Consider the following 25,605-nt stretch of genomic DNA (forward strand, 5'->3'; position numbering starts at 1 on the left):
ATGGACCGAAAGCTGCTCGAAGAGCTGAACACGGAACGAGGCGCGCGCCGCGCCGCCATTCTGGTCACGCATCTCAAGGACGGATCGCAGACGCTGATCCGGCAAGGCGATGACTACACGTCCGAACCGCTGGCGACCGAGTTCGACAAGCGGTTCCGTTCGGGCAAGTCGGGAACGGTGGAGACCGGGACCGGTGATGTCTTTCTGACAGTCTCGGTCCCCGCGCCCAGACTGGTGCTGATTGGCGCTGTTCACATCAGCCAGGCACTGGTGCCAATGGCTGAAATCGCGGGACTGGACGTTACGGTCATCGACCCGCGCACGGCCTTTGCAACGGAAGACCGTTTCCCCGGGAGCACGCTCAAGGCCGAATGGCCGCAAGACGTTCTTGAGCAATCGCCTCTGGACGCCTTCACGGCCGTTGCAGCGGTCACACACGATCCGAAGATCGACGATTTCCCGCTGATGCAAGCGCTTCGGTCGGATTGTTTCTATGTCGGCGCGCTCGGCAGCCGGAAAACCCACGGCAAGCGGCTGGAACGGTTTACCGATGCCGGTATCGATCCTGACCTTTACAGCCGGATCGACGCACCGATCGGATTGGATATCGGGGCCGCGTCTCCGGAAGAAATCGCGGTCGCGGTTCTCGGTTCGATCATCAAGGCCCTGCGCAAACCCCCGGAGACCGGCGCATGAAGTTCGGTCCCGTGCCGCTGGAAAGCGCTGCCGGCTGTATTCTCGCGCACAAGACAAACCTCCCCGGACGCGTCCTGAAGAAGGGTCATGTCCTGACCGCCGAGGACTGCCGCGACCTTGTGAACAGCGGCATGGAGACACTTGTCGCGGCGCGACTTGAGGCAGGAGATGTCGAAGAAGACGAGGCTGCGAAACGCCTTGGACTTGCGGCCAAGGGAGAAGCGGTCAGCGAGGACACGGCCTTTACCGGCCGAATGAATCTTTACGCCGACGTGCCGGGCATACTGGTTGTCGACACGGATGCGGTGATCGCCGCAAACCGGATCGACCCGGCCATCACGTTCGCAACCCTGCCGAACCATTCCAAGGTGCTGGCGAACCGCATGATCGCAACGGCAAAGATCATCTCCTTTGCCGTCGCCAATTCAGACCTGGAGCGCGCGGAAAAGGCCGTTCAAGGTGCTGTACGGATTGCCCCGTTCAAGCCACGCAAGATCGGACTCGTCGCAACCTGCCTGCCGCACCTCAAGATCACGACGATGGACAAGACCCGGCGCGTCCTTGAAGACCGCCTGAGTGCAAGTGGAAGTACCGTTGTCGAGGAGACGCGCGTCCCTCATGACGCCCCGTCTGTTGCTGCAGCAATGGCTGCGCAAGCTGCGGCCGGCGCCGACTTCCTGATCCTGTTCGGTGCGTCCGCGGTGGTCGACAGGCACGATGTTCTTCCGGCGGCCGTCGATCTTGCGGGCGGCACCGTTTCGCATCTCGGCATGCCAGTCGATCCGGGCAATCTGCTCATGCTTGCCGACGTCGAAGGAACCCCGGTGCTGGGTGCGCCCGGATGCGCGCGCAGCCCGAAGGAGAACGGCTTCGACTGGGTGCTGGACCGTTTGCTCGCGGGCGTTGAAACCGGTCCGGACGACATAACCGCCATGGGCGTCGGAGGCCTTCTGATGGAAATCGGAACCAGACCGCAGCCGCGGGAAGTGAAACGGCAGACACCGGCTTCCAGGATCGCGGTGATCATTCTCGGTGCCGGAAAGTCCACGCGCATGGGCGGCCCGAACAAGCTGCTGGCCAGGCTCAACGGAAAGTCGCTCGTCAGACATGCCGGTGAGGCTGCAACCGGGATACACCCTTCGCAGACCTTGCTGGTCACCGGCCACCTTGCCGAACAAGTGAGTGGGGAAGTCGCGGATCTGGACATCATGCCGGTATTCAATCCCGACTTCGAGGACGGCATGGCAAGTTCGATCAGGGCAGGCATGAAAGCGCTCGCTCCCGACACGGATGCAGTGATCATTCTGCTCGGCGACATGCCGATGATCACCACTGCCGACATAAGACGCATGATCGACACCTACCGCGACAATCCGAATGGTCTCATTGTTGCGGCCACCGCAGATGGCAAGCGCGGGAATCCGGTTCTCTGGGACAAACGGTTTTTCCATGATCTGTCCTCCCTGCGCGGTGATATCGGTGCAAGGCACATCATTGCGGAGAACCCGGGTTTCGTTGCCGAAGTGGAGGTCGGACCGTCGGCACGGCTGGATCTGGACACGCCCGAAGCCCTTAAAGAAGCTGGCGGCTTCCTGCCGGACACATGAGACGCTAGCAGCCGCCGAATACCGGTAACTGAGCGTTAACCTGCTATGCGCTGAATGCAGGCCGGAATTGCCGGTTGCACTATTGCATTTTTGTGACATGCCGCTTATGTAATGCCTGCGCTTGCTGAAGGGCACCTGTGATGGGCTGGACGGCTTTGAACGTTCCGGGCGCTGGCAATATCCGAGATCTATCGAAAGCTGTTCGGATCCTCTTCTCCCGGGGATGCTCGAGCGCTTTTGTCGCTTGAACGAAAAGGAAAATAAAAATGGCTGACTTGTCTCTTCCGCGTCCGGGCTGCTGCAAATGGGCAGAAGGTGATGCAGGCAACTACACCTTCCCGTGCAACAACCGCGTCGAAGCGGGCGTTTCCTATTGCACCGAGCATAGCGCAATCGTCTACATTCCGCCGGAAGAGCGCCGCCGCAACCGATCTTCCGGTGGAGGCATGAGCCTGTCCTTCCGCCGCGCGGCGTGACATGAAACGCGCCTCAGGCGCGGCTCATCAAATAACAAACAGACGTTGAAACCCGGCTTTACGCCGGGTTTTTTGTTGCCGAAATTCAGGCAGCGCCTCTATTGACCCTTCGATAACCGGGCCTTCCGCCGCACAGTTCGTTGCCTTGAGGAACAGGGCAGGACAGCAAGCCATAAGCAAAGACCCTTGTCATAAATAAGTATGCCTCAACAGTTTCTTGAGCCACCGATGCAACTATTTGGCTTTTTCGACCAGTGACATTTCAATTTTGGGTTTATTGCGTATATGTTGAAATTAAATCGATACTATTTCCCGGGCAGTGGCCAGTACAACTTCAGATTTGGAGTGCTTGCCGAATATGGCGCTTGCACAGGCTCAAATTGAGACAGAAAGACTTGACGCCCTCAGAAGGCTTGCGATCTTCCGTTCTGAACGACAGCCGGAATTCGATGCCGTGGTATCGAATGTCGCCCACCTTCTGAACTGTCCCATGTCCGTTGTTTCGATCGTCCACGAAGAGGACATCTGGTTCAAGGCAACCTTTGGCCTCGGCGCTACCGAGGTGCCCCGCGAAAACTCGTTCTGCGGCCAGACCATACTGTCTGATGACGTCGTGATCGTGCCCGATGCAACCAAGGACGAGCGGTTCAAGGACATTCCGCTCGTGACGGGCGACTTCGGGGCCCGCTTCTACCTCGGGTGCCCCGTCAAGGTCGACGGCAAGCACCGCATCGCAACAATCTGCGTCATGGACACGAAACCGCATCCGGTCAGCGAATCCGATGTGGAGCACATCAAGAACGCTGCCCGGGTGGTGGAAGGGCTGGTGAAGGCACGGAAGACGGAAATCGACCTGCGCGAAGCGCTGTCGCGTTCACAAAACGATCGCCGCGAGGACACACCGTCAGACACGGACAGGCCGGAATTCCTGGCCCGGACAACGCTCGAAACGTCCCGGGACGGAATCCTGTTCCTGGACCCGTCAGGTCACATACGATCCTTCAATCCCGCCGCCGCGTCGTTGCTCGAATGTCCGGAGGCAAGCCTTGTAGAGGCGCGTGTCCAAGACCTTCAGCACGGTCTTGAGGATATCATTTCGGCCGATGGATCGATGGCAAACCCGCTCGCCCTGGCCGTGAGTGATCCGGACAGCATCCGGGACCGGGAAGTGCGGGCGACAGGTTCAGCAAACGGACAGGACAAGTGGCTCCGGCTCGGTGTCAAAGCCGTTAGGGAAGCCAATCGAAGCGCACACGACGGCGTGGTTCTGTCGCTTACGGACATCACAAGCGACAAGCAGCAGACCGAAACGTTGCAGGCGTTTTTCGACAACTTCCCGGGAGGTCTGGTTCACTACAACAGCCAGCTTCAACTGACCTACTGGAACGAGGAATTCGAACGGCTTTTGAACATGCCACGCAGTTTTCTCGAGCAGCGCCCGAACCTCAAAGAGGTCATCCGTTTTCTTGCTGACCGCGGCGACTACGGACCGGGAGATCCCGGTGAGATCGCAGCCGACCGGCTGGACCGATACGGTGCGGGCAGCCAGCACGCTTATGAGCGCCGGACACGCGAAGGCAAGGTTCTGGAAATCCGCGGCACGCCGCTTCCCGGAGGCGGCAACGTCTCCAGTTTTCTCGACATCACCGCCCGCAAGGAAATGGAGGGGATGCTCGTTGACAAGGAGAAGTTTGTCAGAAGCCGGCTTGATGAACTTGAAGCCATCATCGCCAACATGCGCCAGGGTGTCAGCGTGTTCGATGACCAGGGACGGATCAAGCTCTGGAACCGCCATTTTCTGGAACTGTTCGGAAGGGCGGATGGAGAGATCAAGAGGGGCATGAGCCTGGTCGAGGTTCTCGAACTTGAAAAACAACGCGGCGAATTCAACGAAGACCCGGTCGCATTCGATGCCACGCTGCGCCGCCAACTGGACGCTGGCGAGGTGGTCAAGGCCAAGTTCAAACACATCAATGGCAGGATCATCGGCATCGTCCGCACGCCCCTGCCCGATGGCGGCTGGGTCGGAACTTATGAAGACATCACGTCACGGGAAATGGCGACGGAGAGAATAACCTATGCCGCTCATCACGACACGCTGACCGGACTGGCCAACCGGACACTTTTCAATCTCAAACTTGAAGACGCGATTACAAGAGCCGTTCATTTCGGAGAAACGAGCGATCTGCTGATGATCGACCTGGATCACTTCAAGCCGGTCAACGACACCTATGGCCATGATGCAGGCGACACACTGCTGCGCCTGGCTGGGGCCCGCCTCAAGGAATGCGTCCGCTCGAAGGATACGGTCGCCCGGCTCGGCGGTGACGAATTTGCAATCATCGCACGGAACCTGTCGGAAGAGCAGGAACTGGTCTGCGCGATTGCGAAACGGATCGTCGAGGCGCTCATGATGCCCTACGAGATCAACGGCAACATGATCGAGGTCAGCGCAAGCGTCGGCATCACGGCAATTTCGGCCACCGAAAAGAGCGCCAACGAGATCCTCAAGAAGGCAGACATCGCCCTTTATGCGGTGAAAAATGAAGGCCGAAACGGTTTCAGGCATTTCGACGACCTGCCTCCCGGCACTTGACCGACCCTGGACAAGCGACCGGATTGGGCGTGACCGTCAGCCGCTCGCGTACGACTACGGCATTGTCAACCCGGTTGCCCTAACGTTAAATTTACCCCGCGATGCCGTCGACTTAATCATTTGTTGCATTTGTTGCCCCACTCTTGGAGGCAGTCCAGGCGACCGGTCTGGGTCCTGCCCCAAAAGCGAAGCGCAGCATGAGCACGGCACAGGAAATAGCGGAAGCGGAGCGTTTGAAAGCCCTGGAGGAGCTGCAGATCGTCGGATCTGAGCGGCTGCCGGAGTTTGACGCCGTCGTGGATGCGCTTGCCGCCATTTTCGATTGCCCGATCGCCCTTGTCTCGCTTGTCGGTAAAGACGATCAATGGTTCAAGGCCCGCTGTGGACTTGACGTCGATGGCACGGCCCGCGACGTGTCCTTCTGCCAGCACGCGATCCAGTCCGCCGACCTGTTCATCGTCCCGGACGCGCTTGAGGACCCAAGGTTCAGCGAGAACCCTCTGGTTACCGGAGCTCCCCATATCCGCTTTTACGCCGGATATCCGTTGTCGATCGACGGAAGGAACCGGCTCGGCACTCTCTGCGTCATCGATCGAGAGCCCAAAAATCCGAGCGGGCAGCAGCTGGACCAGCTGCGCCGGCTCGGCAAGGTGGTCGAAGGGCTGATCTCGGCGCATCGGATGCGCCACGAGAAAGAGGCGGCCCTGAGCGAGGCGTTCCGCGAACATGAGCGGGCGATCCTCGAAAGTGACCTGCTGGAAGAAGTGACCGCTGTCTCGGGCGTCGGGGGTTGGGAACTCTGCCTGAGGACGAACATCCTGACCTGGACTGAAAAGACCAAGGACATCCACGAAGTACCGGCCGACTTCACACCGACCGTGGATTTCGCCCTCTCCTTCTATCCTCCCGACAGCCGCGCAAAGGTATCCTCCGCGGTAGAGGACGCGATCGAGAACGGTGTCTCCTGGGACGTGGAGGTGCCGTTTGTCACCGCCAAGGGCCGGGACATCTGGGTGCGCGCCGTCGGCCGGCCGATCCTGGAGGGCGGCGAGGTTGTTCGGCTGGTCGGAGCGTTTCAGGATATCACGGCCCGGAAGGAAAACGAGCAGACGGTCCTTTATTCCGAAGCCCTGAAACGAGCGACTTTGCAGACCCTTTCCGAAGGTGTCGTCGTGGTCAGCAGGTCCGGCCGCATTCAGACGATCAACGCAGCCGGGGCCGACCTTCTCGGATTTGAAGTCGATCAGATCAAGGGTGCGCGGTTTCAGGATCTGGGCCTTGACTTCGTCGGTGAAGACAACCAGTGCCTCAAACCGGAAGTTCTGGTGCGCGACGTTCTCGATACCACGGCCAAGATTGACGCGATGGTCGTCCATGTCAAACGGCGGAACGAAACGGCAGGTCTCTGGCTCAGCATCAACGTCTCTCCCATCGACGATGCCAATGAATTCGGTCTCGACGGCGTCGTTGTCTCGCTGACGGACATCACGGAAAAGAAACGCCAGGAGGACACGCTCAAGGCGGTCTTCGATAACTTTCCGGGCGGCATGGTTCACTTTGACGAGGCGATGTGCCTTGCAAATTACAACGAGGCCTTCCAGAACGCGTTCAAGCTGCCCGGAGACTTTCTCGCGCAACGCCCGCATCTGAAAGAGACGATGATGTATGCCGTGCGCCAGGAGCATCAGGGCGACGACAACCACGATGAAATTGTCGAGGGCAGATTCAATCCCTTCATGAGCGGCAAGCCCGAACAGATTGAACGGGTAACGGCGGACGGAACCGTTCTCGACGTCCGGTCGATGCCGTTGCCGAATGGCGGGATCGTGTTCAGCCTCATGGATATCTCGGAGCGCAAGCAGCGCGAACTCATCATTCGCCAGGCAGAAGCTGTTCAGCGGACGACACTCGACGCAGTCAGCGAAGGCATTTTGCTGCTGTCGCATGACGGGACGATAGAGACAGCGAACCCGATGGCCGAGAGGCTTCTGGGATATCAGGGCAGACGCCTCGTCGGTCTTCAGATCGAAGAACTCGACCACGCACTCAACTGCGCGGAACTCGGCACCATCAGTGATGACAATCCGCTGGCTCTTGCCATCACGGATCCCGATGCGGTCACCGATCTCGTTGCCAGTCTGAAGACATCATCTTCGGGCCGGGCAACATGGCTTCGCGTGAATGCGAGGCCGATTGACAGCCAGGGTGAGCATGGTCTGAACGGTATCGTCGTTTCGCTGGCGGATATCACGGAAACCAAGGAACAGGCCGACACGCTCCAGGCCATTTTCGACAATTTTCCCGGCGGCTTCGCCCACTACGACGAGAATTTCCAGCTCGGTTCTGCAAACACGGAGTTCGCGCGGCTGCTCGGTTATCCGCAGGATTTCGTCGACCAGAAACTGCACCTGCTCGACTACCTGAAGCACAACGCGGAACGTGGTGATTATGGCGAAGGTGATCCCGAACAGCTCGCACTGGATACTTTCCAATCCTACGATCGCAACAAGCCGCACAGCTATGTACGCGGCGCGGCCAACGGGACCTTCCTGGAGATCCGGGGGACACCACTTCCTTCGGGAGGCTTCGTCTACAACTTCTTCGACGTTACGGACCGGAAGAAGCTGGAAGAGCAGCTGGCTGAAAACGAACGGGGCGCGCGCCTGAGATCTCAGGAACTCGAAGCCATCCTTGCCAACATGCGCCAGGGCGTGAGCGTCTTCGATGCCAATGGCCGGCTCAAGCTTTGGAACAAGCAATATATCGATATCTTCGACAAGCCGGAGGGCGATGTCCGGGAAGGCGTCACCCTGGTCGAACTCATCGAGGCAGAAAAGCGGCGTGGCGAGTTCGACGGCGATGTGCTGGAACATGTGAGAGACCTGCTGATCCGCCTTTCCTCAGGCGAAGTCGTGCGATCCAAGTTCAAGCATCCCGGCGGCAAGTTCATCAGCGCGGTTCATGCACCGCTGCCCGGCGGCGGATGGATCGGCACCCATGAAGACATCACCGTAAACGAACTGGCGGTCCAGAAGATCGAGTATGCCGCGCATCACGACACGCTGACGGGCCTGGCCAACAGGACGCTGTTCAATGCCACGCTGGACGAGTCCCTTCGGTCTCTTCAAGACGACACGCAAAGCATCTTGATGCTTCTCGACCTCGACAAGTTCAAGCCGGTGAACGACACTTACGGTCACGACGCCGGTGACTCGCTTTTGAAGCAGGTTGGCGAAAGACTGAAATCCTGTGTCCGGTCCACCGATCTCGTCGCCCGTCTCGGCGGTGACGAATTCGGCATCATTCTCAACCGCTCGGACCGGAAGGTCGCGGAAATCATTGCAAGCCGTATCGTGCACAAGCTGCAGGTGCCGTTCAATATCAACGATCTTTCAATCAGAATTGGCGTGAGCGTCGGGCTTTCGCCGATCTATGCCGGCTGCGATGACGTCAGCGCCATCATCAAGAACGCGGATATCGCGCTCTATGATGTGAAGAACAGCGGCCGAAATGCCTTCAAGTATCTGGAGCCGGGCGCAGCGGTCACTGCCGCAGCGAATTGATCCTGTCTTTCCAGCTCAGGCGTCATCATCGAAAAGAGTCTTGCGGACCCGGGAACAGACTTGCCGTTCCCGGATCCGTAACGGTGGCGCAGTGGGGAGACTAAGCCGCTTTCACCGTGGAGAGGAACTTCTCGATGACGACATGCATCTCTTCGGATTGCTTTGACAGCGTTTCTGCCGCCTCGACCACCGTTCCGGCGGCCCTGTCCGTTTCGGCAGCCGCCTCGGAGACCTGGATGATGCTGTTGCTCACCTCGGCAGTGCCCTGGGAGGCCTGATCAACGCTTTGGGAAATCTCGGAGGTCGCATCCGTCTGTTGTTCAACCGCCGTCGCGATCGAGTTCGCGACCGTGTTGATTTCCTGGATGGTCGTGGCAATGTTCTGGATGCCGTCAACAGCCTCCCGGGTCTCGGACTGAATGGCCGAGATCTTGGAGGAGATCTCCTCCGTTGCCTTGCCTGTCTGGCTGGCGAGTTCCTTGACCTCTGCCGCAACCACGGCAAAGCCCTTGCCCGCCTCGCCGGCGCGCGCCGCCTCGATGGTCGCATTGAGCGCGAGAAGATTGGTCTGCTCCGCGATCGTGGAAATCAGCGAGATGACCTCGCCGATATCTTCGGCAACATTGGCGAGACCGGCAATCTGACGGTTGGTGCGCTCGGCATCGTCGGTTGCCTTCTGTGCGATATCGGCGGAATGTCCGACCTGGCTGGTTACGCCCCGCAGCGACACTGACAGCTCTTCGGCGGCTGCGGCGACCGTCTGCACATTTGTCGTTGCTTCCTCCGCCGCGCTGGCGACCATGGTCGCCTGACCGTTTGTTCCGCGCGCGGTCTCCGTCATGGCCGAGGCCGTGTTCTGCAGGTTTCCGGTGGCCGTGGTGATCGTGTCCAGCATCTGCTTGACCGACTGTTCGAATTCGACAACCGCCTCTGAGACTCTGGAGTTACGCGCCTCACGTTGCGCCATCTCCTGCTGCTGTTCCTCTTCGAGCCGCAACCGCTCGACCACGCCGTCGCGGAAACCTGCAATGGACTTGGCGACCACGCCAATCTCGTCTTTGCGCTGCGCCTCGGCAAAGGCGACTTCCGTGTTGCCGGCGGCAAGCTGCTGTGCATCCTCGACGAGCATGGTCAGCGGTTTCGTGATTGCCCTCGCGATCACGAACGCAAGACCGATCGCAAGGAGAAACGTGATCGCACAAGCGACACCGACCTGCCACATGGCCCCGCTCAGATAGGACTGCGTTTCGGACGCGATAAGTTCAGCGTCCACACCCGCGCTTTCCTTCATGAGCGTTGCCTGCCGGCTGATTTCCGCACCCTTGGCAAGAAGCGTGTCATCCCTGATGGCGTTGCGTTCCCAGATGACGTCCCTGACGCGGCGTGCCGCCACCAAATAAGCGTCAATCATCGGTCCGATCTCAGCCAGAATTTCTCTGCGCCCGGGGTTCTCGACGCTTTCGTCGAGTGCCTTGAAGCGGTCGGCAAAGTCCGCGAAGCTCTGCTCCAACCGATCGAAATCCGCTCTTTCATTCGAAGCCAGGAACTTCATCATGTAGAGACGGCCGAGCAGGAGATTTTCCTGTGCCTGCGCCGCGAAATTTGCGGTCACCGGATCATTGTCCTCGGTCGCCGTGCGATTGATCTCCGTGATCAGCTTGCGCACTTCCGGACCGATGACATCGAGCTTGTTTGAAACGAGATCATCGCGTTCGTCATAAAGCGTCGACACCGCGCTCAACGCCGTTTCAAACGACCCTATCTCTGCGATGATGATGTCCCTGTTGCGAACGCGCTCAGGCTTGGCGATTTCCTGCTTGGCAATTTCACCGCCGGCCTTCACCTGATTGATGAATTCCTGCGCTTCAGCCTTGTCTTCAGGCGACCGCGAGGCAATGTAGCGCAACGTCGCGCGAACTGCCTTGGCCATGTCCGCGTTCATTTCGGACGCCAACAGTGCATCCTCACTCATGTCCGCAAGGTTCGCGACCGCACGGGAAGACGCATTAAACTGATACAGGGAAAAGCTCCCGAAAAAAGCCAGGAAACAGGCGACGATGCCGAACCCCAGTAATACTCTCATCTTGACGCTCATGAACCGCTCCAGCTAAATACCGTAGCGGAATATTTGATTTTTCAGATTAATTACAGGTAAAAATTTCAAACAAGAAAGAGAGTTTCAATAATATTGAAAAGGCCACTTAGTTATTTCTGACAGTTTGTACAATTTAAAACACATATAGAATGTTAATTACATCTTATTGTTGAGCTTGCTCAGTGTTTTACGTTAAAATCGCAAATATCAACATACTACGTTTCAAAGCGAACATCAGATCACAAAAAAACGGCTCCAGTTGGAGCCGTTCGAATTTTCCGGATGCCGGCCGAAACCAATCAGACCTGTTTCAGCGCCTCGGCAACGTCTTTCAAGCGTCGCAGCGTGCGGTCCGCTTTCTGCTGGGACGAGTCGTCCTTGGCGTCCGCAACATCTTCCTCGGCGTTCTTGATCGCCTGGTCAAGCTGCTCGCGGCTGATTTCGGCAACCGGCACGGCCTGTTCGGCAAGGACGGTCAAACCGCCCGCAGAAACGTCCGCGAACCCGCCGCGTACAAAATACTCATCCCAGGTTTCGCCATCACCACGAACCTTCAGGATGCCGGGTGCGATGCTGGACATGAAAGGACTGTGGTCCTTCAGAACACCGAATTCACCTTCGGCACCGGGAACAACGACTTCCGAGACCTGTTCGGACAGGAGCTGGCGTTCCGGCGAGACCAACTCAAACTGGAAAAGTTCAGCCATGTGGCGTCTTCCTTGTCAGTCTTCTTCTCAGATGGCGAGGCCATCATGCTTGAACAAAACCGGACGCCCTGGCGGACGTCCGGTCAATCTTGAAATCAGGCTGCTTCCGCTGCCAGTTTCTGTGCTTTCTCGACGGCTTCCTCGATGGAGCCAACCATGTAGAACGCTGCTTCCGGCAGGTGATCATACTCACCGTCAACAAGGCCCTTGAAGCCCTTGATCGTGTCTTCGAGGGCAACCAGCTTGCCCGGAGAACCGGTGAAGACTTCAGCCACGAAGAACGGTTGCGACAGGAAGCGCTCGATCTTACGCGCACGAGCCACGGTCAGCTTGTCTTCTTCAGACAGTTCGTCCATGCCGAGGATGGCGATGATGTCCTGCAGGGCCTTGTAGCGCTGCAGCGTACCCTGAACGGTACGCGCAGTGTTGTAGTGCTCTTCGCCGATGATGCGGGCGTCGAGCATACGGGACGTGGAGTCCAGCGGGTCCACAGCCGGGTAGATGCCTTTTTCCGCGATCGCGCGGTTCAGAACGGTCGTTGCGTCCAAGTGGGCAAAGGTCGATGCCGGTGCCGGGTCAGTCAAGTCATCGGCAGGAACGTAAACGGCCTGCACGGACGTGATCGAGCCCTTGTTCGTGGTGGTGATGCGCTCCTGCATCGAACCCATGTCGGTCGCAAGCGTCGGCTGATATCCCACAGCGGACGGGATACGGCCGAGAAGCGCGGACACTTCGGAACCAGCCTGGGTAAAGCGGAAGATGTTGTCAACGAAGAACAGAACGTCCTGGCCGGCATCACGGAAATGCTCGGCAACCGTCAGACCGGTCAGGGCAACACGTGCACGCGCTCCGGGAGGCTCGTTCATCTGGCCGTAAACGAGGGCCGCCTTGGAGCCTTCTCCGCCGCCTTCCTTGTTCACGCCGGATTCGATCATTTCCCAGTAGAGGTCGTTGCCTTCACGGGTCCGCTCGCCGACACCGGCGAACACGGAGTAACCGCCGTGCGCCTTCGCGACGTTGTTGATCAGTTCCATGATGAGAACGGTCTTGCCGACGCCCGCACCGCCGAACAGGCCGATCTTGCCGCCCTTTGCGTAGGGTGCGAGAAGATCCACGACCTTGATGCCGGTCACAAGGATTTCAGCTTCCGTTGACTGTTCGATGAACGTCGGAGCTTCCTGGTGGATGCCGCGCTTGTCGGTGTGCGGAATGTCGCCCGCTTCATCGACCGGCTCGCCGATCACGTTCATGATGCGGCCCAGAGTGCCGTCGCCAACCGGCACGGCAATCGGTGCACCGGTGTCGACAACTTCCTGTCCGCGCACCAGACCCTCGGTGGAGTCCATCGCGATGGTGCGAACCGTGTTCTCGCCGAGGTGCTGCGCAACCTCGAGAACCAGTCGTATACCCTGGTTGTCAGCTTCCAGAGCGTTCAGGATCAGCGGCAGGTGGTCATCGAACTTGACGTCGACAACGGCGCCGATGACCTGGGTGATCCGTCCGACCTGTTTGTCAGCCATATCCCTAATCCTCGTCTTGATCCCGTTTGATCGACCTGCTTCCCGTGTCTCTCACATCGTGCGGAACAGTCGATCGACAATGTTAGTAGTCCGGCATTCTGCGCCCGACGGGCGCAGAACACTCTAGAGCGCCTCGGCGCCCGAGATGATTTCAATCAGTTCCGTCGTGATCTGAGCCTGACGCTGGCGGTTGTAGTTGATCGTCAGCTTGTCGATCATCTCACCGGCGTTCCGGGTCGCGTTGTCCATCGCGGACATGCGCGCGCCCTGCTCGGATGCTGCATTTTCCAGGAGCGCCCGGAAAATCTGAACGGAAATGTTGCGCGGCAGAAGATCTTCTAGGATCTCCGTCTCGTCCGGCTCGTACTCGTAGACCGGATGGGCACCGTCGCTCTCGCCGTCTCCCTTGGCCTCGAAACTGGCCGGGATGAGCTGCTGCGCCGTGGGCTCCTGAGCGATCACCGATACGAATGTCGAGTAGAACAGCGTACAGACGTCAAACTCGCCATCGGCGAACATGGCCAGGATCTTCTTGCCGATTTCATCGGCATTGGAATAGCCCACATTCTTGACGCTGCGCAGGTCAACGGTCTCGATCACGTGCTGGCCGAGCTCGCGCTTCAGAGCATCAAAGCCCTTCTTGCCGACGCAGATGATCTTGACGGTCTTGCCGTCGGCGATCAGGCTGCGTGCCTTTTCACGGGCCAGCTTGGCAATGTTGGTGTTGAAGCCACCGCACAATCCGCGTTCGGCAGTCGCCACGAGCAGGAGATGAACCTGGTCGTTGCCCGTGCCGGACATCAGCTTCGGAGCGTCATCGCGACCCTCGAATGCTTCCGCGAGGTTGGCCAGCACTGCACCCATGCGCTCCGCATAGGGGCGTGCAGCCTCCGCAGCTTCCTGTGCACGACGCAGTTTCGCCGCGGCCACCATCTGCATGGCCTTGGTGATTTTCTGCGTCGCCTTAACGGAAGCGATGCGGTTTCGTAAGTCCTTCAGGCTCGGCATGGCCGCCCCTGCTCCTTATCCCGGCGTGTCGTCTTAAGCGAAGTTCTTGGCGAACGCGTCGATGGCAGCTTTCAGCTTGCCGGTCAGATCGTCGTCAAGGGCCTTCTTTTCCCAGATGGCATCCAGAAGATCCGCATGCTCACCACGGAGGAACAGCAGCAGGCCTTCTTCGAAGTCCTTCACCCGGTCGACACCGAAGCCGTCCAGATAACCGTTCACGCCGGCATAGATGACCGCAACCTGCTCCTGCGTTTTCAGCGGAGAGAACTGCGGCTGCTTCAGGAGTTCGGTCAGGCGGGCACCCCGGTTCAGCAGACGCTGGGTCGTGGCATCAAGGTCGGAACCGAACTGCGCGAAGGCAGCCATTTCGCGGTACTGCGCAAGTTCACCCTTAATCGGGCCGGCAACCTGCTTCATGGCCTTGATCTGAGCCGAAGAGCCCACGCGGGACACCGACAGACCGACGTTCACTGCCGGACGGATACCCTGGTAGAAGAGATCCGTTTCAAGGAAGATCTGACCATCGGTGATCGAGATCACGTTGGTCGGAATGAACGCAGACACGTCGTTGCCCTGGGTTTCGATGACCGGCAACGCGGTCAGAGAACCGCTGCCATGCTCTTCGTTGAGCTTGGCGGCACGCTCCAGAAGACGGGAGTGCAGGTAGAAGACGTCGCCCGGGAACGCTTCACGTCCCGGCGGGCGGCGCAGAAGCAGGGACATCTGACGATAGGCCACGGCCTGCTTGGTCAGATCGTCGTAGCCGATCACGGCGTGCATGGAATTGTCGCGGAAATACTCGCCCATCGCGCAGCCGGCGAACGGTGCCAGGAACTGCAGCGGTGCCGCGTCGGATGCGGTCGCGGCAATGACGATGGAGTATTCCAGAGCGCCGTTGTCTTCCAGAACCTTGACGAACTGGGCAACGGTGGAACGCTTCTGACCGACGGCGACGTAGATGCAGTACAGCTTGGCATCTTCGTCTTCGCCTGAATGCAGAGGCTTCTGGTTCAGGAAGGTGTCGAGGATGATCGCGGTCTTGCCGGTCTGGCGGTCGCCGATCACAAGCTCACGCTGGCCGCGGCCGACCGGGATCAGGGCGTCAATCGCCTTGAGGCCCGTGGACATCGGCTCGTGCACGGACTTGCGCGGCAGGATGCCGGGCGCCTTAACGTCAACGCGGCGCTTTTCGGTTGCGTCGATCGGGCCCTTGCCGTCAATCGGGTTGCCGAGCGGGTCGACAACGCGGCCGAGCAGACCCTTGCCGACCGGGACTTCCACGATGGCGCCGGTCCGCTTGACGGTGTCGCCTTCCTTGATGTCACGGTCAGAACCAAACAGAACGACACCGACATTGTCTGATTCCAGGTTCAGGGCCATGCCCTTGATGCCACCTGGAAACTCGACCATTTCACCGGCCTGAACCTTGTCCAGACCATAAACACGGGCGATACCGTCACCGACGGAGAGCACCTGACCAACTTCAGAAACTTCGGCTTCCTGGCCAAAGCTCTTGATCTGGTCCTTGAGGATTGCGGAAATTTCCGCGGCCCGAATATCCATCAGCCGACCTCTTTCATCGCGAACTTGAGTGAATTGAGCTTGGTACGCAGGGAGGTGTCGATCATGCGGGATCCGACCTTGACCACAAGGCCACCGATCAGAGCAGGATCAACCTTCGCTGCGAGATTTACGGTTTTGCCCGTTGAAGCAGACAAGGCTTCTTTCAGGGCGGCGACATGTTCGTCGGACAGGGCTGCTGCAGATGTGACTTCAGCAGTCTCTTCGCCGCGCTTTTCCGCAAGCAGGGCGCGGAAAGACTTGATCATGCCGGGAAGAACGAAGAGGCGCCTGTTGCGGGCAGCCAGCTTCACGAAATTTGCGGCAAGGCCGGAGATGCCCGCCTTGTCGAGAAGTGCCGTGAGCGCCGCAAGCTGCTCCTCAGCACTGAATGCCGGGCTCTTCACGAGACGGTCGAGATCTTCGCTTTCGGCAAGCATGCCTTCGAAAGTGCCCAGATCCCGTTCCACGTCAGCCGTAACGCCGTCACCCTCCGCGAGGTCGAGAAGGGCGGACGCATAACGCTGTGCCACGCCGGATACGAGAGATACGTTGTCAGTCACCAGGTCCGTGCTCTCTGACGTTTTTCAAGCCCGCTAAGCGGCTAGCGCTCGCAAAGCATTGAAAATAATGAAAAATTTCGAGGTCAGAAGGTGTGACGGTTAAACCGTTCCCCCAAAGCCGCGCCTCAATTAGCACAGGGCTTGTCAGTGTGCAACTTCGCCAAAAGACTGTTTTTACCGAATCTTCGTTGTTTTTTACCGCAGGGCGGAAAAAAGTGGTTCGAACCAGCCCCCGGGGTCATCGAACTTTGGTTGAATGCGATGCAATTCCGCCAGTTGCAAAGGGTCCGGACCGCCACCGTTCCGCGCTACGCAAAAGAGCCGCCCAGAAAGGCTTCGATGGACCTTTCAAAGAAAATGCTGCGGATCGATATCCACCTGAACGCGCAGTCCCTTCGTCGGCTTGGGTCCCGACGCAAGCCAGCGGCGCAGATAGGACTGCAGGTCGAACTGGCGCGGCGCCATGGTCAGCAGACGGTAGCGGTGGCGGCCGCGCACCATGGCGAGCGCGGCTTCCGCCGGTCCCAGCAGGCTGACCGCTTCGTCAGCAGGCGCGGCGCGCGCAAGGGCGCGTGCATAGCCTTCCGCAAAGACCTTGTCCGGTCCCGAAACGACAATCGCCGCCAACCGGCCGAAAGGCGGCAGGCCGGAGATACGCCGCGATTCGATTTCCGCGGTGTAGAACGCTGCCTTGTCACCGCCATAGAGCGCCTTGATGACCGGATGTTCCGCATTATAGGTCTGCAGAAGCCCGACACCGCCGCCTGTCATGCGGCCCGCGCGGCCGGTGACCTGCGCCAGCAGCTGGAACGTCTTTTCAGCCGCACGCGGATCTCCGTGCGCAAGGCCGAGATCGGCATCGATGACGCCAACCAGTTTCATCTTCGGGAAATTGTGGCCCTTGGCGACGAGCTGCGTGCCGATGACGATGTCGGCCTCGCCCTCCTCCACCAGCTTCATCTCCCGCTTCAGCCGTTCCGGCCCTCCGGCAAGGTCCGACGACAGAACCAGGGTGCGTGCCTGGGGAAACAGGTCCGACACCTCCTCGGCGATCCGTTCGACGCCGGGACCGCAGGCAACGAGACTGTCCGTCTGGCCGCAGGAGGGGCAGCTTTGCGGTACCGGTTCGGTGTGACCACAGTGATGGCAAACAAGTTTTTTCTGAAACCGGTGCTCAACCAGCCAGGCGCTGCAATGGGCACACTGAAAGCGGTGCCCGCAGGTGCGGCATAACGTCAGGGGTGCATAACCGCGCCTGTTGAGAAAGAGCAGCGACTGGTCTCCGGCAGCAAACGTGTCCTTGATTGCGTGCACCAGTTGGGGGGCGAGCCACCTGCCCCGTTCGGGGCCGTCGAGCCGCATGTCGATGGCTTTCAGGTCAGGAAGCGCAGCACCGGAAGCGCGCTCGGGCAGTTCATAAAGCGTATAGCGGCCCGAATCGGCGTTCACCCGGCTTTCGACCGAGGGCGTTGCGGAGGCAAGCACAACGGGAAAGCCGGAAATGTGGCCGCGCACGACGGCCATGTCCCTCGCACTGTAGGGCACCCGGTCATCCTGCTTGAAGGCGGCATCGTGTTCCTCGTCCACAATGATCAGGCCGAGTTCGCGGAAGGGGAGAAACAGGGACGAGCGCGCGCCGATCACCACCCGGATGTCGCCGGAAGCGACACCGCGCCACACGCGTGCGCGGTTTTTCGGCGTGATCTCCGAATGCCATTCGGCCGGATAGACACCGAAGCGCTGTTCGAACCGGCGCAGGAACTGTTCGGTCAAGGCGATTTCCGGCAACAGCACGAGGGCCTGCCGGTCGCGCCGGATCGCTTCGGCGATCGCCTCGAAATAGACCTCCGTCTTGCCGGACCCGGTGACGCCGTCGATCAGTGACACGCCGGCCCCCTTGTCGAAGCCGGTGATCAGGCCCTCGGCCGCGGCAGCCTGTGCCCGTGTCAGCTCCTTCTGGTTAAAGTCCAGCTGTGGTCGGGGCGGCGGTGGTGCGGCCGGCATGGAGACGACTTCAAGCACGTTTTGCTGGACCAGGCCGTCAATCACCGAAGGCGAGACACCGGCGGCATGGGCAAGACCGCTCCTGGTCCAGGCAAAGCCGTCTTCCATCGTGCCGAGCACCCGGCGGCGCGCGGCTGTCTGCCGGTCGGGCTCGGCACCCTCGATCCGGCGCACGCCGGGGACCGGCGCTTCCGGTTCCAGCGCCTCTTCGGAACGGAGCACCATGCGCAGAACCATGCCGGGTGCGCCGAGCGTCCAGTTCGCCACCCAGTCGACAAACCGGCGCAGATCCGCGTCCAGGGGCGGCGTGGTGTCATAGACGCGGGTGATGCTTTTCAGCTTCTTCGGATTGATCGCCGCATCCGGCTCGCCGTCCCAGACAGCTCCGATGACTTCGCGGGGGCCGAGCGGCACCTTCACGATCGTTCCGGGAACGACGGTTTTTCCAGGCGGCACCTTATAGGTATAGGCCACCGGCACTGCGACCGGCACGAGCACGCTGGCAATCGTTTCCTCAAAGTCTGGATCGTCAAACAGCACGAGAATTCAGGTCCGCAGCTTGTCGGGTCGGGCTCGCACCTGCAGGTGCTTCACCACCAGAAGGCAGTCGCAAACGTTTGCGCCAGATGGGGACAGGATCAAGGGCTGACTTTTTTGAGGTACGTACCACAAAAATTTCTTCCACCGGAGAATCAGGGGTTCTTCTTGTCATCATCCTAGGGTAAAGAGAGCGCGACCGAATACGCAAATCGCCTAGCGTCACCCGCGGGCGCGCCAGTCCGGCGACCGCGCCGGCGCTTCACAGGGAGCTATCAGACATGAAATTTTTCGTCGACACGGCCGATACTGCCGTCATCAAGGAACTGGAATCGACCGGTCTTCTCGACGGTGTGACAACCAATCCTTCGCTCATCGCCAAGTCGGGCCGCGATTTCAAGGAAGTGATTGCCGAGATCTGCGGCATCACCGGCGGTGACGTTTCCGCCGAAGTCGCCGCGACCGAGTTCGACCAGATGATCAGGGAAGCGCATGTCCTGCGCGCGATCGCCGACAATGTCGTGATCAAGCTGCCGCTGACCTTCGACGGGCTGAAAGCCTGCAAACAGCTGACGGAAGAAGGCACCAAGACCAACGTCACACTGTGCTTCTCCGCGAACCAGGCATTGCTCGCCGCCAAGGCGGGTGCGACCTACATCTCCCCGTTCATTGGCCGTCTCGACGACATGAACATCGACGGGCTGGAGCTGATCCGCGAAATCCGCGTGATCTACGACAATTACGGCTTCGACACGGAAATCCTGGCAGCCTCCATCCGCACGCCCAACCACGTCAAGGAATGCGCCATCATCGGCGCGGATGTCGCCACCGTTCCGCCCGCAACCCTGAAAACCCTCGTGAAGCATCCGCTGACGGATAAGGGCCTCGACGCCTTCCTGGCCGACTGGGCGAAGACGGGCCAGAGCATTCTCTGACGCCTGATCGAAACAAACGTTGACAAGCGGCCCGGTTTTCCGGGCCGTTTTTGTCTGGCGCGGCATGTGTGAAGCTTGATCGTACAATCCACCGCACATACGCTTTCTCGATCTCACAGATGGACTGGTGAAAAGGAACGCGTAGATGGCGGAAGACGACAAGGGCAAGGCTCTTCTGGAAAACGCGTACAAGCTGTCGACGCCGGAAGACAACAAGGCCTATTACCGCGACTTCGCCGAAACCTACGACGGTGATTTCGCCGATGCACTGGGCTTTATCCTGCCTGAGGCAATCGCCAGGATATACACTGCCAAGGCCCGCCCCGGCGATGTTCCGGTAGCCGATATCGGCTGCGGCACCGGTCTCATTGCCGAAGCGCTCGGCCTGCCGGCTGCCCAGGTCGACGGCATGGACATTTCCGCTGAGATGCTGGAACGCGCAACGGCAAAGGCGCTCTACGGCCGCACCTTCGAGATCGACCTGACCGGCGATCTTGACCCGATACGCAATGCGTATGGCGCGGTGCTTTCCTCCGGAACCTTCACCAGGGGACATCTGGGTCCGGACATACTGGCCGCTCTGGTTTCAATTGCGCGCAGCGGCGGGCTTTTCGTGATCGGCGTGAATAAACTGCACTACAGCGACCGTGGTTTTGACCAGACGCTTGCGCAGCTCGTGAATGCGGGTGTGATCGCCGAGCTCGATGTCCAGGAAATCCGCATGTACGCAAAAGAAGGCCATGATCACTCAGAGGATCTCGCCGTGGCGGTGAGCTTCCGGAAAATCTGACTGCACGAGGAACCGTTGGGCGACCCGGACCGGCCCCCTATTTGAAGGCTTCTCTTTCCTGCGGGGAGATTTCCTCACCGCGTTTGTCGGCCGGCTTGAGCCCGCGGATCGCCAGTCTTGCCTGCCGTGACCATTCCGCGAAGGGATAGAACACAAGCTTCACGACATCGTTCTGCGGAACATCGTGGACGCCGAATGGTTCCTTGCACGGCCCGGGAACATAATAGGTGCCGAACATGAGATCGAAGACCGGGAAAACGTTGGCGAGGTTCTTGCCGTAGGCTTCGGGAAGGTCGGCGTGGTGCCACTGATGCATGCGCGGCGAGGCCAGCACGTATTTGAACGGGCCGTGGCCCCAGTCCACGTTGATGTGGACATACATGTTGTGCAGCGTCAGCAGGATCGCGCCGTAGCCCATGACGTCGGTCGGAAATCCGAGCCAGCTCAGGAGCAGGATGTAGGACGTGGTCATGACCAGCGATTCCAGGAAGTGGATCCGGTAGCTGGTGAGCACGTTCAGGTCCGGGTCGGAATGATGGATCGCATGGATCGGCCAGAGCCAGCGGTGATGCAGAATGCGGTGGTTCCAGTAGTCCGCGAAGTCGTAGCAGAGCGCAGCGAACGGAACCAGCACCCACCAGGGGATGCCTGACCAGACGCTCTCGTCAATGCTCGGGATGCCGAGCGTGCCGTAGCCCTGCTTGATGTGTTCGGAAGTGAGGAAGACGATTGGCGCGAACAGGAGATTGACCCACCAGAACCCGATATTCGCACCAACGCTGCGGACAAGCCTCACTGGCCAGTCGAACCGGTAGCCGCGGCGATGCAGATCGAACAAAAGCACGGCAAGCGCAAAGCCGGCCGTGGCCAGAAACGAGACGCTGTAGACTCGATTGGTGACCAGAAGCTGAAGCAACTCGTAAATCCGTCCGGCAAAATCCAAGTTTCGTTCACCTGCGCATTGCAAAAAACAACTCGGCACATCTAACCGGCGCGGACTTAACCCCCGGTAAATTCAATGCCGCGCATTAACCAATCAGAACGCTAACGGGGCTAAAATCGGCCCATGAGCACGACCGCCCCAGACACGCCCGACCTGTTGGTCACCGCGAAGCCGGATCTCAACAACCGGGTCGGGCTATGGCTCGATCACCTGTCCGATGAACGCCGGCTGTCAGACAAGACGCTGGTCGCCTATGAACGCGATCTGCGGCAGTTCCTGAGATTCCTGACCGGTCACCTCGGCGGTGCGCCGTCGCTGAAGGATGTCGCTGCCCTGAGGCCCGCCGATTTCAGGGGGTTCCTGGCGTCGCGGCGCAGACAGGGAGTGCAGAGCCGGTCACTGGCCAGGGGCCTTGCCGGAATCCGCTCCTTCCTGAAATACCTGGAACGCCGCGGCGACGTGAATGCGGCGGCGTCCGACGCCGTCAGGCCGCCGAGGCAGGCGCGATCCCTGCCGAAACCTGTTTCCTCGCGCGATGCCATCGACGTCACCAGCGGTGACCTCGCCCTTGAAACGGCTCCCTGGATCGAAGCGCGCAACGCTGCCGTGCTGACGCTTCTTTACGGCTGCGGCCTCAGGATTTCCGAGGCGCTCTCCCTGACCGGCAAGATGGCGCCGATGCCGGGCACAAAGACCATGCGCATCGTGGGCAAAGGCCGCAAGGAACGCATCGTTCCGATCCTTCCTGCCGTCTGCGAAGCGATCGCGCATTACGTGAGGCTGTGTCCGTTTGCGATCGAAGCGGACGGCCCCTTGTTTCTGGGCGCCCGCGGCGGTCCGCTCAACCCGCGCATGATCCAGTTGGCCATGGAAAAGCTTCGCGGCGCACTCGGGTTGCCCGATACGGCCACACCCCACGCTCTCCGGCATTCGTTTGCCACGCATCTGCTCGCCGGCGGCGGCGACCTGAGGACAATCCAGGAGCTTCTCGGGCACGCAAGTCTTGTCTCCACGCAGATCTACACCGAAGTCGACAGTGCACATCTGCTGGCTGCCTATGATCGGGCGCATCCACGGAACAGCACGAAGTGAGGTATCATGCCGGCGAAACACGAGGTGGACTGAACATGTTTCGTCTTCTGCTTTTGATTGCCGGACTTCTTGTCCTGTCGACCGTGCCGTCACAGGCGCAACGGATCTACTGCCCGCTGCCAGAGGACGGTGTCTGGGTCTATCCCGACGCCGAACCGAAGGAAATCAGCCGGATCGAGGTGGAAAGCAAATGTGAAAACGAGCAGGTTTTCGTTCGCGTGAGGGCCTTTACGTCCTGCATTCCACGAGATTGCAAGTGGGGCTGGACACAAGCGGAGCTGCGTTCCGATGGGGCAATCGTGGTGCTCCTGATCGGTTTTTTGAGCAGCAAGAAGATCACTCTCAAGGCCTTCGGAGATCTTCTGGATGCCAATGTGGTCAACGTTGTCAATGATTTGTCAGAGCCGAAGACTCAACGGACTTACAACCTTAACAGAAAGTAAATGCGCCAATCTTAACCTTGGTATCAATCTCTAACCGGTTTTTCCTTGTCGGATTTCATTTTTGCTTTACCTTAGACGTTACTGCGCCAGTCCCGCGCAGCAACAGACGGAGGCCCATCATGCGTCTGATCAGCACAGCCATAGCAGGGCTTGCCATCGCGGCATTCGCGATTGCACCGGCACAGGCCTGTTCCTGGGGAAAAACTGCCAAAGCCGACGAAAAAATGACGGTCGCGGATACATCCATCGTACCGGAAGTCGATACGGACGTTGCCATCGCGACGAATGATCTCAGCGTTGAGATCACGCAGGAAGACGTCATCCTGCCGGTACCTGAAGAGGCACCGACCGAGTAATCCAAGTTTCTTTTGCTCCAATCTATCTTACCGCTGCTTCGGCAGCGGTTTTTTTTTGCCAAGTCCGATCTGCAGAAAAAATGCTGAAATTCTCCCTTACCGCGTCAATCAATCATCAAACACTGCTGCTTCATAGAGATGTGTCCCGTTGCAAAGGCTGTTTGCTCAGATGATTTCCAGACGTTTGTTCCTGCAGGGTGTCGGTGTTGCCGCCTTGAGCTCGATGTCCACCGCCGCATACGCGATCGGCATCGAACCGTTCCGCCTGCGCATCCAGTCCCACCACGTGTCACCGCCAAACTGGCCCCGGGATCTCACACTCAAGGCCGCCCTGATTGCCGACCCGCACATCTGCGAGCCATGGATGGGGCTCGACCGGGTCCGGTTCATCGTGGAGCGCACCAACGCGCTCAAGCCGGACATCGTTCTCATGCTCGGCGACTATGTCGCGAGTCACCGCTGGCAATCTGCACCGATAGAGGCGCAGGCCTGGGCCGACCTCTTTGCCGCGTTTGATGCTCCGCTCGGGACCCACGCCATCCTGGGCAATCACGACTGGTGGGACGACCGCGAGGCGCAACTTTCCGGCAATGGCCCTACGAAATACGGCGCAGCCCTGGTGGAAGCCGGCATTGAACTCTACCAGAACAGGGCGGTTCGAATTGAAAAGGACGGCAAGCCATTCTGGCTCGCGGGACTTGATGATCAACTGGCTCTTGCGCCGAACAGAAAGCTCAATCGTCGCCGTGTTCAAGGCGTCGATGATCTGAACGGTACGTTGCGGCAGATCACCGACGACGCACCGGTCGTCCTGATGGCGCACGAGCCCGACATCTTTCACGCCGTCCCGCCGCGCGTCAGCGTGACCTTGAGTGGTCACACTCATGGCGGCCAGATCAACTGCTTCGGACTGAAGCCCTTCAATCTGCTCAAACCGGATGAGAACCTTTCCTACGGGCATATCGTCGACACCGCGGGAACACAGGTCGCGCGGCATCTCAAACTTGCGCCCGAAGAGCGGCACCTTGTTGTTTCAGGCGGACTCGGATGCTCCCTGTTACCCGTGCGCTTTGGCGTTCCGCCTGAGATAACCGTCGTGCATCTGGGCAGAAATGCGCCGGCCGCTTCGACCTGATTGGTTCGCCAAAGTGATTGGCAGCAAGCGGAGTGTCGCACAACGTTTCGCATTCGGCGCATTGATCCCTGCGTCCCAAACCGCGAAAACTCTTGATTTCCCGAGACGCGGCCACTCTACTTTCCGCTAGGACAAGAGCCGACGGGCGATCACAGCCAACGCCTCGGCACGCATTAAAGCGGGGACGGATGCGATGCTCCAGTTCGACGAGCGCACGACGAAACTCCTGGAAGAGGCCTATGTCGGCGCAGACTTTGCCCGGCGACGGCGCGCCTCTTTCGATGCGCTCAATCCATCACCGGGCGACGTCATCGCCGACATAGGCTGCGGCAACGGATTGCTGACCCTCGAACTGTCGCGGACCCTGGGCGATCATGGCAAAGTCATCGGGGTCGACCCGAGCAAAGACATGCGAAGCGCGGCGACCAGACGCTGCTCAGATTGGGCGAATGCCGAAATCCTCGATGGAACCGTCACGGACCTGCCGCTTGAAACAGCGTCCGTCAACAAGGCGGTCTCGATTCAGGTGTTCGAATATCTGGATGATCTTCCCGGCGCTGTTGCGGAGATCAAACGCATCCTCAAACCCGGAGGACGGCTCGTCGTCTCAGACATGCACTGGGACACCATCACCTGGTTCAGCGATCATCCCGGGCGCATGAAGGCCATGCTGGAAACCTGGGACGAACATCTCGTGGAGCGCTGCATTCCCGCCTTGCTGCCGCCGATCCTGCGTGAAGCGGGTTACCGGGTGGACACCGTGACTCCCGTCCCGATAACCAGCACAAACCTTCATCCGGACGGGCTGGCGAACATGATGATCCATCTCATGAAACCCTATGTCGTCAAAAAAGGTCCGTTCTCCCAGGCAGATGCCGACGACTGGGCCGAGGAACAGGTGCAGCTCGCGAAATCGGGACGTTTCTTCTTTTCGATCACCCATTTCGTGATAACGGCCACGCTCCCTGGATAAGGACGG

Annotated in this window: 20 protein-coding genes; 12 read left to right on the top strand and 8 right to left on the bottom strand. The window is 59.5% G+C overall.

What is annotated here, in order from left to right:
- The 5 genes from RDA78_RS03870 (at position 1) to RDA78_RS03890 (ending at position 8,938) form a co-directional block, all read left to right on the top strand.
- Positions 1 to 696, top strand: a complete 696-nt coding sequence (locus RDA78_RS03870; RefSeq protein ID WP_434054044.1) for an XdhC family protein — start codon at positions 1 to 3, stop codon at positions 694 to 696.
- Positions 693 to 2,303 carry an NTP transferase domain-containing protein gene (locus tag RDA78_RS03875; protein WP_434054045.1) on the top strand — a complete coding sequence of 537 codons (1,611 nt, stop codon included), beginning with the start codon at positions 693 to 695 and terminating at the stop codon, positions 2,301 to 2,303. Before RDA78_RS03870 ends, RDA78_RS03875 begins: the two co-directional genes overlap by 4 nt.
- A 266-nt stretch (positions 2,304 to 2,569) precedes the next feature.
- Positions 2,570 to 2,779 (top strand): hypothetical protein, encoded by a 210-nt coding sequence (locus tag RDA78_RS03880; RefSeq protein WP_306142487.1) that lies wholly within the window; start codon positions 2,570 to 2,572, stop codon positions 2,777 to 2,779.
- A gap of 358 nt (positions 2,780 to 3,137) precedes the next feature.
- Positions 3,138 to 5,375, top strand: coding sequence for a PAS-domain containing protein (locus tag RDA78_RS03885; protein ID WP_434054046.1), 2,238 nt, complete (start codon positions 3,138 to 3,140; stop codon positions 5,373 to 5,375).
- Between the two features lie 197 nt (positions 5,376 to 5,572).
- Positions 5,573 to 8,938, top strand: coding sequence for a PAS-domain containing protein (locus RDA78_RS03890; RefSeq protein WP_434054047.1), 3,366 nt, complete (start codon positions 5,573 to 5,575; stop codon positions 8,936 to 8,938).
- Positions 8,939 to 9,038: 100 nt separating this feature from the next.
- Here the strand turns inward: RDA78_RS03890 and RDA78_RS03895 are convergent, their stop codons facing one another.
- From RDA78_RS03895 to RDA78_RS03925, 7 genes are all read right to left on the bottom strand, one after another.
- Positions 9,039 to 11,033 carry a methyl-accepting chemotaxis protein gene (locus RDA78_RS03895; RefSeq protein WP_434054048.1) on the bottom strand — a complete coding sequence of 665 codons (1,995 nt, stop codon included), beginning with the start codon at positions 11,031 to 11,033 and terminating at the stop codon, positions 9,039 to 9,041.
- A 299-nt stretch (positions 11,034 to 11,332) separates the two neighbouring features.
- On the bottom strand, positions 11,333 to 11,740 hold the full coding sequence (locus RDA78_RS03900; RefSeq protein ID WP_434054049.1) for a F0F1 ATP synthase subunit epsilon: 408 nt from the start codon (positions 11,738 to 11,740) through the stop codon (positions 11,333 to 11,335).
- A gap of 95 nt (positions 11,741 to 11,835) precedes the next feature.
- Positions 11,836 to 13,260 (bottom strand): F0F1 ATP synthase subunit beta, encoded by a 1,425-nt coding sequence (gene atpD / locus RDA78_RS03905; protein WP_434054050.1) that lies wholly within the window; start codon positions 13,258 to 13,260, stop codon positions 11,836 to 11,838.
- A 123-nt stretch (positions 13,261 to 13,383) separates the two neighbouring features.
- Positions 13,384 to 14,268, bottom strand: coding sequence for a F0F1 ATP synthase subunit gamma (locus RDA78_RS03910; protein WP_434054051.1), 885 nt, complete (start codon positions 14,266 to 14,268; stop codon positions 13,384 to 13,386).
- Between the two features lie 33 nt (positions 14,269 to 14,301).
- Positions 14,302 to 15,831 carry a F0F1 ATP synthase subunit alpha gene (gene atpA, locus RDA78_RS03915; protein WP_434054052.1) on the bottom strand — a complete coding sequence of 510 codons (1,530 nt, stop codon included), beginning with the start codon at positions 15,829 to 15,831 and terminating at the stop codon, positions 14,302 to 14,304.
- The gene (locus tag RDA78_RS03920) at positions 15,831 to 16,391 is read right to left on the bottom strand and encodes a F0F1 ATP synthase subunit delta (protein ID WP_434054053.1); all 561 of its coding nucleotides are present in this window, start codon (positions 16,389 to 16,391) and stop codon (positions 15,831 to 15,833) included. Before RDA78_RS03920 ends, atpA begins: the two co-directional genes overlap by 1 nt.
- A 348-nt stretch (positions 16,392 to 16,739) precedes the next feature.
- Positions 16,740 to 18,935, bottom strand: a complete 2,196-nt coding sequence (locus RDA78_RS03925; RefSeq protein WP_434054054.1) for a primosomal protein N' — start codon at positions 18,933 to 18,935, stop codon at positions 16,740 to 16,742.
- 278 nt (positions 18,936 to 19,213) lie between these two features.
- Between RDA78_RS03925 and fsa the strand changes: the two genes are divergently transcribed.
- Entirely contained in the window at positions 19,214 to 19,867 is a 654-nt protein-coding gene (gene fsa / locus RDA78_RS03930) for a fructose-6-phosphate aldolase (RefSeq protein ID WP_434054055.1), read from the top strand.
- A gap of 145 nt (positions 19,868 to 20,012) precedes the next feature.
- On the top strand, positions 20,013 to 20,657 hold the full coding sequence (locus tag RDA78_RS03935) for a class I SAM-dependent DNA methyltransferase (RefSeq protein ID WP_434054056.1): 645 nt from the start codon (positions 20,013 to 20,015) through the stop codon (positions 20,655 to 20,657).
- Between the two features lie 37 nt (positions 20,658 to 20,694).
- Here the strand turns inward: RDA78_RS03935 and RDA78_RS03940 are convergent, their stop codons facing one another.
- Complete coding sequence (locus tag RDA78_RS03940) at positions 20,695 to 21,600, bottom strand: sterol desaturase family protein (protein ID WP_434054057.1); 906 nt, start codon at positions 21,598 to 21,600, stop codon at positions 20,695 to 20,697.
- 123 nt (positions 21,601 to 21,723) lie between these two features.
- On the opposite strand from RDA78_RS03940, the gene RDA78_RS03945 reads away from it, so the two are divergent.
- From RDA78_RS03945 to RDA78_RS03965, 5 genes are all read left to right on the top strand, one after another.
- Positions 21,724 to 22,692: a tyrosine recombinase XerC gene (locus RDA78_RS03945; protein ID WP_434054058.1), complete on the top strand. Its 969-nt coding sequence runs from the start codon at positions 21,724 to 21,726 to the stop codon at positions 22,690 to 22,692.
- A gap of 35 nt (positions 22,693 to 22,727) precedes the next feature.
- Entirely contained in the window at positions 22,728 to 23,135 is a 408-nt protein-coding gene (locus RDA78_RS03950) for a serine/threonine protein kinase (protein ID WP_434054059.1), read from the top strand.
- Between the two features lie 119 nt (positions 23,136 to 23,254).
- Positions 23,255 to 23,491, top strand: a complete 237-nt coding sequence (locus tag RDA78_RS03955; RefSeq protein ID WP_434054060.1) for a hypothetical protein — start codon at positions 23,255 to 23,257, stop codon at positions 23,489 to 23,491.
- A 169-nt stretch (positions 23,492 to 23,660) separates the two neighbouring features.
- Positions 23,661 to 24,626, top strand: a complete 966-nt coding sequence (locus RDA78_RS03960; RefSeq protein ID WP_434054061.1) for a metallophosphoesterase — start codon at positions 23,661 to 23,663, stop codon at positions 24,624 to 24,626.
- A gap of 193 nt (positions 24,627 to 24,819) precedes the next feature.
- Positions 24,820 to 25,599 carry a methyltransferase domain-containing protein gene (locus RDA78_RS03965; protein ID WP_434054062.1) on the top strand — a complete coding sequence of 260 codons (780 nt, stop codon included), beginning with the start codon at positions 24,820 to 24,822 and terminating at the stop codon, positions 25,597 to 25,599.
- Positions 25,600 to 25,605: the final 6 nt, after the last annotated feature.

The sequence above is a fragment of the Roseibium sp. genome (assembly GCF_051016195.1).
GTDB lineage: Bacteria > Pseudomonadota > Alphaproteobacteria > Rhizobiales > Stappiaceae > Roseibium.

Excerpts from the sequence above, each read along its gene's own strand:
- fsa (WP_434054055.1), top strand. The coding sequence starts at position 19,214 with ATGAAATTTTTCGTCGACACGGCCGATACTGCCGTCATCAAGGAACTG.
- RDA78_RS03890 (WP_434054047.1), top strand. The coding sequence starts at position 5,573 with ATGAGCACGGCACAGGAAATAGCGGAAGCGGAGCGTTTGAAAGCCCTG.
- RDA78_RS03950 (WP_434054059.1), top strand. The coding sequence starts at position 22,728 with ATGTTTCGTCTTCTGCTTTTGATTGCCGGACTTCTTGTCCTGTCGACC.
- atpD (WP_434054050.1), bottom strand. The coding sequence starts at position 13,260 with ATGGCTGACAAACAGGTCGGACGGATCACCCAGGTCATCGGCGCCGTT.
- RDA78_RS03900 (WP_434054049.1), bottom strand. The coding sequence starts at position 11,740 with ATGGCTGAACTTTTCCAGTTTGAGTTGGTCTCGCCGGAACGCCAGCTC.
- RDA78_RS03875 (WP_434054045.1), top strand. The coding sequence starts at position 693 with ATGAAGTTCGGTCCCGTGCCGCTGGAAAGCGCTGCCGGCTGTATTCTC.
- RDA78_RS03960 (WP_434054061.1), top strand. The coding sequence starts at position 23,661 with ATGATTTCCAGACGTTTGTTCCTGCAGGGTGTCGGTGTTGCCGCCTTG.
- RDA78_RS03895 (WP_434054048.1), bottom strand. The coding sequence starts at position 11,033 with ATGAGCGTCAAGATGAGAGTATTACTGGGGTTCGGCATCGTCGCCTGT.
- RDA78_RS03965 (WP_434054062.1), top strand. The coding sequence starts at position 24,820 with ATGCTCCAGTTCGACGAGCGCACGACGAAACTCCTGGAAGAGGCCTAT.
- RDA78_RS03870 (WP_434054044.1), top strand. The coding sequence starts at position 1 with ATGGACCGAAAGCTGCTCGAAGAGCTGAACACGGAACGAGGCGCGCGC.
- RDA78_RS03910 (WP_434054051.1), bottom strand. The coding sequence starts at position 14,268 with ATGCCGAGCCTGAAGGACTTACGAAACCGCATCGCTTCCGTTAAGGCG.
- RDA78_RS03945 (WP_434054058.1), top strand. The coding sequence starts at position 21,724 with ATGAGCACGACCGCCCCAGACACGCCCGACCTGTTGGTCACCGCGAAG.
- RDA78_RS03935 (WP_434054056.1), top strand. The coding sequence starts at position 20,013 with ATGGCGGAAGACGACAAGGGCAAGGCTCTTCTGGAAAACGCGTACAAG.
- RDA78_RS03885 (WP_434054046.1), top strand. The coding sequence starts at position 3,138 with ATGGCGCTTGCACAGGCTCAAATTGAGACAGAAAGACTTGACGCCCTC.
- atpA (WP_434054052.1), bottom strand. The coding sequence starts at position 15,831 with ATGGATATTCGGGCCGCGGAAATTTCCGCAATCCTCAAGGACCAGATC.
- RDA78_RS03880 (WP_306142487.1), top strand. The coding sequence starts at position 2,570 with ATGGCTGACTTGTCTCTTCCGCGTCCGGGCTGCTGCAAATGGGCAGAA.
- RDA78_RS03955 (WP_434054060.1), top strand. The coding sequence starts at position 23,255 with ATGCGTCTGATCAGCACAGCCATAGCAGGGCTTGCCATCGCGGCATTC.